The organism is Pseudocitrobacter sp. 73 (genome assembly GCF_008369545.1).
Classification (GTDB): domain Bacteria; phylum Pseudomonadota; class Gammaproteobacteria; order Enterobacterales; family Enterobacteriaceae; genus Pseudocitrobacter; species Pseudocitrobacter vendiensis.
In genome coordinates this window covers 126,613-136,375 of sequence record NZ_VTZO01000012.1, presented here as the reverse complement: position 1 = coordinate 136,375, position 9,763 = coordinate 126,613, and the positions used below count along the sequence as shown (strand labels likewise).

At 52.1% G+C, this 9,763-nt stretch carries 9 protein-coding genes and 1 pseudogene; 3 read left to right on the top strand and 7 right to left on the bottom strand.

Features of this window, described 5'->3' with window-relative positions; genetic code table 11:
* Positions 1-191: pseudogene (locus tag F0Q32_RS26550) on the top strand (DDE-type integrase/transposase/recombinase); the annotation flags it as partial.
* A gap of 165 nt (positions 192-356) precedes the next feature.
* Here the strand turns inward: F0Q32_RS26550 and F0Q32_RS14365 are convergent.
* The 6 genes from F0Q32_RS14365 to F0Q32_RS26810 form a co-directional block, all read right to left on the bottom strand.
* A complete protein-coding gene (locus tag F0Q32_RS14365; protein ID WP_003029591.1) occupies positions 357-1,361 on the bottom strand; it encodes a LacI family DNA-binding transcriptional regulator in 1,005 nt (334 codons plus the stop codon).
* A 29-nt stretch (positions 1,362-1,390) separates the two neighbouring features.
* Positions 1,391-2,791 carry a sucrose-6-phosphate hydrolase gene (locus F0Q32_RS14360; RefSeq protein ID WP_003029589.1) on the bottom strand — a complete coding sequence of 467 codons (1,401 nt, stop codon included), beginning with the start codon at positions 2,789-2,791 and terminating at the stop codon, positions 1,391-1,393.
* Positions 2,791-4,161 carry a sucrose-specific PTS transporter subunit IIBC gene (locus F0Q32_RS14355; RefSeq protein WP_000345204.1) on the bottom strand — a complete coding sequence of 457 codons (1,371 nt, stop codon included), beginning with the start codon at positions 4,159-4,161 and terminating at the stop codon, positions 2,791-2,793. The genes F0Q32_RS14360 and F0Q32_RS14355 overlap by 1 nt, the downstream gene beginning before the upstream one ends.
* A gap of 137 nt (positions 4,162-4,298) precedes the next feature.
* Positions 4,299-5,816 carry a carbohydrate porin gene (locus tag F0Q32_RS14350; protein ID WP_149463615.1) on the bottom strand — a complete coding sequence of 506 codons (1,518 nt, stop codon included), beginning with the start codon at positions 5,814-5,816 and terminating at the stop codon, positions 4,299-4,301.
* Positions 5,817-5,981: 165 nt separating this feature from the next.
* The gene (locus tag F0Q32_RS14345) at positions 5,982-6,905 is read right to left on the bottom strand and encodes an aminoimidazole riboside kinase (RefSeq protein WP_003029584.1); all 924 of its coding nucleotides are present in this window, start codon (positions 6,903-6,905) and stop codon (positions 5,982-5,984) included.
* A 228-nt stretch (positions 6,906-7,133) separates the two neighbouring features.
* Entirely contained in the window at positions 7,134-7,277 is a 144-nt protein-coding gene (locus tag F0Q32_RS26810; protein WP_223870241.1) for a helix-turn-helix transcriptional regulator, read from the bottom strand.
* 536 nt (positions 7,278-7,813) lie between these two features.
* Between F0Q32_RS26810 and F0Q32_RS14335 the strand changes: the two genes are divergently transcribed.
* Together F0Q32_RS14335 and F0Q32_RS14330 are read left to right on the top strand one after the other, a co-directional pair.
* Entirely contained in the window at positions 7,814-8,122 is a 309-nt protein-coding gene (locus F0Q32_RS14335) for a maltose acetyltransferase domain-containing protein (protein WP_003029582.1), read from the top strand.
* Positions 8,123-8,150: 28 nt separating this feature from the next.
* Positions 8,151-8,807 (top strand): ATP-binding protein, encoded by a 657-nt coding sequence (locus F0Q32_RS14330; protein ID WP_003029581.1) that lies wholly within the window; start codon positions 8,151-8,153, stop codon positions 8,805-8,807.
* 55 nt (positions 8,808-8,862) lie between these two features.
* On the opposite strand, the gene F0Q32_RS14325 is transcribed toward F0Q32_RS14330, so the two are convergent.
* A complete protein-coding gene (locus tag F0Q32_RS14325) occupies positions 8,863-9,483 on the bottom strand; it encodes an inovirus Gp2 family protein (RefSeq protein WP_003029579.1) in 621 nt (206 codons plus the stop codon).
* Between the last annotated feature and the right edge of the window lie 280 nt (positions 9,484-9,763).

Here is a 9,763-nt window from a genome sequence, read left to right as displayed (position 1 = left end):
CCTCTTACTCTACTCTGGACAGGCAAGCGTTGGGCTTACCTTGCTGTTGTTCTCGATCTGTTCGCAAGGAAACCTGAGGGTTGGGCAATGTCATTCTCACCGGACAGCAAGCTGACATCAAAGCGCTGGAAATTGCGTGGGAAGCTTGCGGTAAACCCGCCGGAGTGATGTTCCACAGTGACAGTAATAATGCCGGTGTCAGTCTTTACCACCACTCAGTTTGCCGTTTAACCCGATTGGTGTGATTACTGATGCAGTGAAGACCTTTCCGCATCACATCACTACAAATATTGATTTTTGATTGTTGGATTCGCACCAGATTTCACCTCTGTAGGGTATTCAAAAATGCTCAGTTATTACTGATGCCTAAACTGCAGCGTTGCGGGCAGGTAGCGTTGTAGCGTTTCGGGCGTATCGCCCTCGATCAATTGGCTTATCAGATCATAGCAGTGCCAGGCCAACTGGCGGTTATCCTGCTGTACGGTATCGATACGCAGCGACAGCGAATCATAAAGATAGTGATCGTCAAAGCTCGTCAGATGGATATCTGAGTCGAGTAAATGGTGCTGGCTCATATAGCGCAGTACCCCTTCGAGCAGTCCACAGGCGGCAGTGAACAGCGCCTTAGGCGGCCGCCCAAGTCGCGCGCAGAGTGCGGCGAACATCTCATAGCCTGAGCTCGGGTGGTAGTTACCGTTAATCACCCATTCCGGGCGCAGTGCAATACCCGCCTGAGCCAAACCCTGCGTGAAGCCGGTCAGACGATCGCGTGAAGGCGACAGACGCGACTGACCGCCTAAAAACCAGAACTCATCGCTATGCTTAGGTGCAATGCGGGAAATCAGTTCCGCCGTTGGGGTAATCGAATCAGTCATCACCAGCGGCAGCAGGCTTTCATTAGGACAACGGTCAAACAGCACTACTGGCAGTTGTTGGCTGAGCTTAAGATAGTCGGCATCGTTGTGCATACATGAAGCGACGATCAGACCGTCAACCTGGCGGGAAATCATGTTATTGACCACCACGCTCTCCTGACCGGGGTTTTCATCAGTACAAGAGATCAATAGCTGGACGCCTGCTTCGCGGCACAGCATTTCCAGCTCATGTGAAAAGACCGCAAAGCCGTGGTTGGTGATCTCCGGCACCACCAGTCCGATGGTGTGGCTGCGGTTGTCGCGCAGCGAGCGGGCGTGAATGCTTGGCTGATAGTGCTGCTCACGGGCAATCGCCAGTACTCGCTCACGCGTTTCCTGCGCCACACGCAGCTCCTTACCACGACCGTTCAGTACTAGGCTGGCGGTCGCTTTTGAGACGCCAGCCTGTTCGGCGATATCTTTAATGGTTACGCGTTTAGTTTTCATTACGACGCCATGAGCTTGAGGCAAAACGCTTATTCTACCATGCAAGTTCGCAGCGGCCAGTAGCAGAATGCGTCCGGTGTGATGCCAGAGAACATTAGCTGCCCTGAACAGGCCGGGAAGTAGCGGCAGCTCATCACTCCTTCGCCGCCGTTGATGAAAATCTCCACGCTAGACTGGTCGATGAAAATATGCAGCGAGCGGACGTCTCCGCGCCAGTAACGATAATGCTTCTCGTCGCTGGCCAGACTGGGTCGGGCCAGGCGGATCCCGCTGGCATCGCGTTCAAGGATTAATGCGCCGTCAAAATCGAGGCTCAAAATATCGTCCCCAGTGGTTTGTAGAACGATTTCCATCGGTGCCAGCGGCAGGGAGTTCCCTGCCCAGCCGTGCGCTTCGCCGCGCAGGGCGCTCAGCTCTCGTAGAGGACGTTGGTATAGCTGACCATCGATAAACTCCAGCTCACGCAGGCAGGTCATCTGATGGATCCAGCCGTTGGTGAGGGTCGGTTGAAGCATCTCTTCGCCCTCCGGCACGCCCATCCAGCCGACCAGCAGACGGCGGCCATCACTGGTAAGCATGGTTTGCGGGGCGTAGAACTCAAACCCTGCGTCCAATTCGTGCAGTTCGCCATGCTCGAAGGCCGCGCGGTGGTAGTCGAAATCGCCGCTCATCCACACTGCCGGGTAGGTGTTGAGATAGCGCTCTTTCTCACGAGGCACGCCCTGCGGGCAGCAAATCAGGACATGCTGGTCGCCGAGGGCAAACAGGTCCGGGCATTCCCACATATAGCCCGCGTCGTCCAGGCCATTGATGCCATAACCGGCGATTTCGCCCTGACTCGTCCACTCATGAAGGTCCGCTGAGCTGAATAACAACACCTTGCCACGCTTTTGCAAATCCTGTGCGCCCAGCACCATGTACCAGCGACCTTCGTGCTGCCAGACTTTCGGGTCACGCACGTGGCCGGTATAGCCCTCCGGCAGCGGTAATACCGGGCCGAGTTTGGTAAACGTGCCGTCGGCATTTTCCGTCGCCAGGCACTGCCACGCGGTTCGGCTGCCGTCGTCAAATTTTACGTTGCCGGTATAGCACAGGGTGAGCGTGCCCTGACTATCCACGGCGCTTCCGGAGTAGCAGCCGTTGCGGTCATACTCTTCATCCGGCATGAGCGCGATCGGCTCATGTTGCCAGTGCAGCAGGTCGGCAGAGCTCCAGTGCCCCCAGCACTTGAACTTATGATCGCAGGCGAGCGGGTTCCACTGATAAAACAGGTGATAACGTCCGGCAAATTCAATAAAGCCGTTGGGATCGTTCATCAGCCCGGTCACCGGCGCATGGTGCCAGCGGGGATAGTGGCTGTCGGCCAGCGCGCGCGGCTGGCCCTGCATAACAGCCTGCAAAATCGCAGGCAGGCGTGATGGATGTGACATTATTCAGCGTCCGTTTTGTATTTCAGTACCAGGGAGACGACAAAGGCGACGCCAAAGGCGATAACCATCCCGATAATGTAGTTCAGCAGCGAGCTGGCCTGCACGATAGCCATGCCAGGGATAGCCGTCAGGCCCACGGCGGTCATGTAAACATGCATGGATACCACCCACGCGCCGCCCACCGCGCCGCCAATCAGGGCTGCGATAAACGGTTTTACAAAGCGTAAGTTAATACCAAAAATCGCCGCTTCGGTGATGCCGAGCATGGCAGAAAACGCCGAGGGCAGGGTAATGGCTTTGATTTTGGCATCTTTCGTTTTGAACCACACCGCCAGACAAGCACCGCCCTGAGCGACGTTGGCCATCGCCCAAATCGGCAGCAGGAAGTTGACGCCGATGGATGGGTTGCCCAGCAGTCCCGCTTCGATGGCGTGGAAGCTGTGGTGAATACCGGTAATGACGATAACCGAATAGAGACCGCCAAACAGCAGTCCGGCCAGCCAACCGGCGTGGGTAATCAGGGTGCTAAGGACAAACGAAATACCGTCGCCAAGCGCGCGACCAGCCGGGCCGATAATCAGCAGGGCGATAAAACCGGAAATGATCACCGTCAGGAACGGCGTCAGGATCAGATCCAGTGCATCGGGGATCACGCGACGCAGCTGTTTCTCAACGATGCTCATAAACCACACCGCCAGCAGCACCGGGAACACCGTGCCCTGATAGCCGATCATGGCAATCTCAAGGCCGAAGAAGTTCATGGTGTGGAAACCGGCGGCCACACCCCAGGCGTTGGTGAGCGCCGGGTGAGTCAGGATGCCGCCAAGCGTCGCGCCAAGATAAGGATTACCACCGAACTCGCGGGCGGCGGTGAAGCCAATCAGGATCGGCAGAATAATAAACGCCGCTGAGCTGCACATATCCAGCATGATGTAGATGGCGTTACCCGGGTCGACCCAGCCGTACGTTTTAACCATCCCCAGAAGGCCCATCAACAGGCCGGAGGCGACGATAGCCGGGATGATCGGCACAAAGATGTTCGACAACAGGCGGGCAATGCGCTGGAAAGGATTCAGTTTTTTCGCCGCAATGTCGGCAGCTTCCGATTTGCTGGATTCGCCAATCCCTGCCGCCTGAATAAAGGCGGCGTAGACTTTGTTCACCACCCCGGTGCCGAAGATAATCTGCATCTGTCCGGCGTTACGGAAACAGCCCTTCACCCCATCAATTTTGCCGATGGCCTGCTGATCGGCCAGTGAGTCATCGACCAGCACCAGGCGCAGGCGTGTGGCACAGTGCGCGGCGCTGGCGATATTTTCCTTGCCTCCCAGAAGCGGAAGTAGCGAGCGGGAAATCTGTTCAAAATCCATAGTACCCTCTGAATGCGTATTGATTTTCGAGTTGTCGTCCCGTGGTAGCCGGAGCGCTTTCTCTTCGTTGTTATTGTGTCCGGGGCGACGAAACGTATTTTGTCGCCCCGGCGGTTACTGTCGCCAGGTGTTAACCATCAAAACCAGGTTTCCATCTGCATCCCGAACGACCATTCGCCGCCCGATTTAAAACCACTGCTGCCCAGCGCGTCATCGCTGGCGTAATTATTGATTTTTTTGCTCCAGTCCATCCACGAGGTGTAAAGACGGATTTCAGGACGGCTGAAGAAATCGCCGATGTCGCCAACCTTAAAGGTCGGGGCGAAGGTGAGCTTGTAGAAGCTGCCGTTTACCGCATGGCGATCGTTATAACCTTCAGGTTTGAGATCCATATACTGGTAACTGCCTTCATAAGCGAGGGCGAAGTTTTGATTGATCTCCTGGATCAGACGCATGTTGAGGGTTGCCCACTGGTAGCTGTCGCCATCGACATAACGGTCTTTACTGGTTTGTGCCAGTATCGCCGGGGCGATAAACCAGTTCTTGCTCAGTGGCGTGGTGCCGTAGCTGGCGAAGCGCCAGGTGTTAGCCCCCGAGCGTAACGCGCCGTCAGAGCCGACACCTTTAACTTCGGCACCCAGTCCGTGACCGTAGAGCAGGGCGGTTTTGCTGGCACCTTCACGCAGGCCGTAAAAACTGTCGTTGTGCAACCCGAGCAGCGCATGTACACCGGTATTTGCCGCATCGCCTTTGACCGGATTACCGTTGGTATCCTGGCGTTCGTCGTTGTCTTTTGCCCGCATCCCGCTGACCATCATCTGCACCGGCCCGATGAAATTGTTCATGCTGACGATGTAGTTCTGCACACTGTTGCTGGTATCAGCAATATCGCCGAAGTTACGCCCGTAAAGAGAGAAGTTGCTGCGAACGCTGTCGTTCCACCTGACATCGTAAATACCGCCGCCGGTACCGGCGAGGAACACGACATCCGAGTCGATCCAGTGAATGTCAAAGTTATCCCGGTCAAAGCGTTTCCCGGCCCACAGGGTGGAGCCTTTAAACGGCCCGTCGAAGGTGGGCAAGTTGCCCAGTTCAACAAAGGCCTGACGCACGTTCAAATCACTGGTGCTCGCCGTCCAGTCGTTATAAGTGGTTTGACCGTCGGCGACCATGACTTTGAAGCGGGTCGTTGCCCCGTTATCCAGGGTCTGCTTATGTTCAAGATTCATTTCAACATAGGTATCGGCCTGGTTTCCCAGGCGGCCAATAGCCCCACCGGTTTCCCCTGCTGGCGTCATGTAGGCTCCGGATTTGGTGCTGGCGCCGGAGTCATTCATTATCACGCCGGAGCGGGCGTAGCCGTGGAACTCAAACCCGCTTTTCTCATCGGCTTTTTTCTCCAGTTTGGCGGTACGCTGAGCCACTTCCTGAGTGCTGTCCTGGGTTTTTTGTTGCTGTGTCGTGAGCTGCTGTACTTTCTTCTCTGCCGACTCTGCGCGGGTTTCTGCCGTTTGCGCTCTGTTTTCGGCATCCTGTAAGCGTTTTTCCAGCGCAATTAAACGGGCTTCGATACTGCTGAGATCCGTTTGTGCATGGGCTGAGGCGGCGCCGGTTAGCAAAGCGATAAGAACCGCGAGTGTGCTTTTTCTGAACATATTGATTGCATCCCAAAAGGAAAATAAAAAATTGTGTGTTTTTGCTAAACCGGTTTAGTTGCAATGTTAAGCACGACATTTAACATTTTGAAATTGATTTTGCTAAACCGGTTTAATAAGTGTGATGGATGCAACAAAGTGGACCGCGTACGACGGTATTTAGGATCAAATCTGGCGGTGTAGATCGCGCTGGTATGGCAGGGCAGTCATCGCGCCTTTCGCCAGGGTTGCCAGGGCACCGCAGGTTTGCGCCAGAGCGAGCGTTGGCTCCAGGGCATTGATATCCGCCGGCATCCCGTTGGCAGCAAGGCTGGCAAGCAGTCCGGCGACAAACGCATCGCCCGCACCGGTGGTATCCACGCTGACAACCGGTTTAGCGCTGAAATGGATAAACTGCTGCTGGAATGCGGCGATGACGCCCGCTTTACCCTGAGTCACCAGCAGTAATTCAGGCTGATAACGCTCAGTGATGCTGGCGATCCCCTGCGCGATATCATTACTCCCGCTGATGAGTATCAGCTCTTCTTCGGACAGTTTCACCACGTTCGCCAGACGCAGGGCGCGGTCGAGACAGGCGTGCAACAGGTTCTGATCTTGCCAGAGATCCAGGCGGATATTAGGGTCAAAGCTCACCCGGCCACCGGCACGTTTGATGTTCTCCATAGCCGCGAAGGTAGCACTGCGGCTGGGCTCGGCGCTGAGCGCGATGGAGCAGATGTGCAACCACTGTCCGGCGGCAAACTGTGGCAGGTCTTCTTCAGCCAGGAACAGGTCAGCGCTGGGGCGTACCATAAAGGTAAAGGTGCGTTCACCTTGGTCATCAAGGTCGACCACCACAGTGGACGTGCGGTGATGATCGTCAAGATACATATGGCTGACGTCGACCTGCTCCTGTTGCAGGGTATGACGCATGTAGCGGCCAAACGGGTCACCGCCGACGCGGCCGATAAATCCGCTGTTGCCGCCAAGGCGGGCAACCCCTACCGCCACGTTAGCCGGCGCGCCTCCAGGGCACTGTAGCAAGCGCCCTTCACTCTCCGGTAGCAGGTCCACCACTGCGTCGCCCAGAACCCAAACTTTTGCTTTCATGCTAAAACCCTCCAAGGCTAAACTTAATTAAACCGGTTTAGCATATTAAATCACAGTGAATGAGTGGGGGAAAGTTCCAGCCGGAAAAGCACTGCTCAGGGCATAAAAACGTGAGCCGCCTTACGAAATAGAATTGATTCGACAGCTGTGAAGACTTACGTCCTGGACACAAATGGATCCTGGATAAATTACCATGCAACTTGATGAAATTATCATGTTTTATCTTATTTACAGATAAATCAAAGGGCTTTTAACACCACACTTCTTGGCATAATGGTTAAGTGTAGTAATGCTCGCTCTGGATGGGTTTGCTTCTATGCTGCGCAGGTATTTGTAAGAAATACCCATTCTACTGGCGAGTTGTTGTCGCATCAGGCCAGCGAAACTGCGCAATTTCATCAGCGTTTCTGGAGGGTTTCCTTTAAAACTTCATCGACAAAACCGCTTTTTACCGTAGATACAGTAAGTGCCTCTTCTCTGCCATTATCCCAGCATCCAAGGTTACCGGGTTCTGATGTAGTCTGCCGATATGCAAGAAATGCAACGGCATCATGCTGGTTATGATGCTGTTTAATCTTCATTGTCACATGGACTATTCAGGGAGCGACAAGCGCTCCCACATGAAAACAGAACCACTCGTTTCATTTACGTGCTTCCTCAAAAGTAATCTCATACCCAATACTTCTGATTTAGTAGGGTTCTGATCATATCATGCAGCTCGATTGCGCTCAATTTGACGGTTTTCATCTTTACACAATGCTCGGTTATGATACTTTGTGATAGGCATGACAAGATCTGGCCGTAATTTTTTAGAAGTGAGTTTGCCCGCCACTTCACGGGACAGCATACATCCGGATAAAACCGGTAACAGGAAAGGCTCCACGCTGCATACGGAGGAAACAGAATTAATGAATGATAAATTGCCGCCCTGCGCTGATACCAGGGTGGAACGTGTCCGTCTTAAAGATGGGGATTACTTTTTCCCTGCTGAACCCGCCATAAAAGCGGATTCTTTGCGGACAAAATCGCTCCTTCATCGTTTTAACCACACCGATCCTGCTCATATTGATTCCCGCCTGCTACTGATGAAAGAGTTGCTGCCTGAATGTGGGGAAGGGGTATCTGTCACCACGTCTTTCCACTGCAGCAGGGGGTATAACATTCGTAAGCGTCGTCTCAGCACCGTCTGGCAGATCCTGAAATTCCTGAGAGGATAGTGGACACCAAATATGGTGGACACTATCCATGAAATCATTAACCACAGTGCGTAAAAAAAGCCCTAATTATCCCGTTGAGTTCAAAATCAAAATGGTTGAACTCTCGCATCGACCAGATATCCGAGTCTTTGCGTTTGCCAGCGAGGATAAGGAGTACCAACCGTTACTCGATGATATTCTGGATGGTCCAATGGTTGGGCGTTTTGATACTGAGGAAGCCGGAAAGGCTTTGATCGATGGTGGATTGATTGAGCGTTTGATGTCAACTATCATGCCCTTTATCACTTCAGAGGCCCCTCTACCCGATACGCATCTACGTCGGGAAACAACCTGGTATTATCCACTGGAAGCTATTCGCGAAACTGTTGTAAATGCACTGGCTCATCGTGACTGGACACGCTTTGTTGAGATAGAGATTGGCTTGTATAGCAATCGATTTGAAGTTATTAGCCCAGGGGCGCTGAATAATTCGATGTCGATTGAAAAGATGGTTACAGGTCAGCGATCACCACGTAATACGATTATCATGGAAGTCTTACGTGATTATGGTTACGTTGATTTCAGGGGGATGGGAGTCAGGACAAAGATTATTCCACTAACACAGGCCATGAGTGGCCAACTCCCTGAGTTTACTGCAACAGATGATTACTTGAAAACAATACTTTATCGCTCACCATCTTCTTGATATATAAGGTCTGGCCTTTCCATCCATAAGAAAGGCCATTGCTGTAAAAAATAAATTACCCGCGACTGCAGCCGAAGCTACGGTCGCCATCTCCATATGCTTTTGTATCGAGTTTAGCTAGGTAGTCGAAGCGATTCAGTAATTTATTGTATTCTCCTTCAAAGTTAAAATCATTGACGTCTAAAATATAACGACAATTTTCAGGGTAGTGAACCAATCCCGGATAATCATCCAGTTCCAATCCCAGTGCGCTATACCATGCTCTTACAATCATCATCCTTAAATTTCTTTCAGCCTCATAATCACCTAAATGGTAATAAGCATCTTTATTAAAAAAAAGACCAAGGTGAAAGTGACATTTTCCTTCTTCGGAAAACTCCCGTGCCCAAACATGACGAACACGGTTTGGATATATTCTTTTGCCGTTAGCTGCTCTGGTTCTCTCATTGGCCTCCAACATGGCATTTAATGCATTACGGAAACGGGATATGGCACCAGGCTCTAGATTAGGAAAACAGCAAACAGTGTCACCTCTGTCTAAAATGGGTGGATAATGAACATCAACACGTAACGCCATTGTTCTGGGGAATTCACTGATAGCATCATTGACGACTCGTTCAATATGTTTTTTATAGGCGAGCACATGCTCACCATGGGAACCATGATATAATTCCATGTTTCGATCCTGTCGTTAGCCCTACGGCTTTGGATAGCCGTATATAGTAATATGATCAGACATAGCTGAATGTCTGTGGTTAGTTATATTAATTAACTGTTAATAGTAATGACTGTTATATAATACCTTTCCAACAATAAAACTTGTTATCAACCCATTACCCATGCAGTAAAATAATTAAAAAGCAACTCTGCAATTATAATCACCCAAAGATGCCGTTATCCCAGTGTCTTTTTACCGTGGAAATACTTATTCCTAAGATCTTTGCCACCTTGGATTG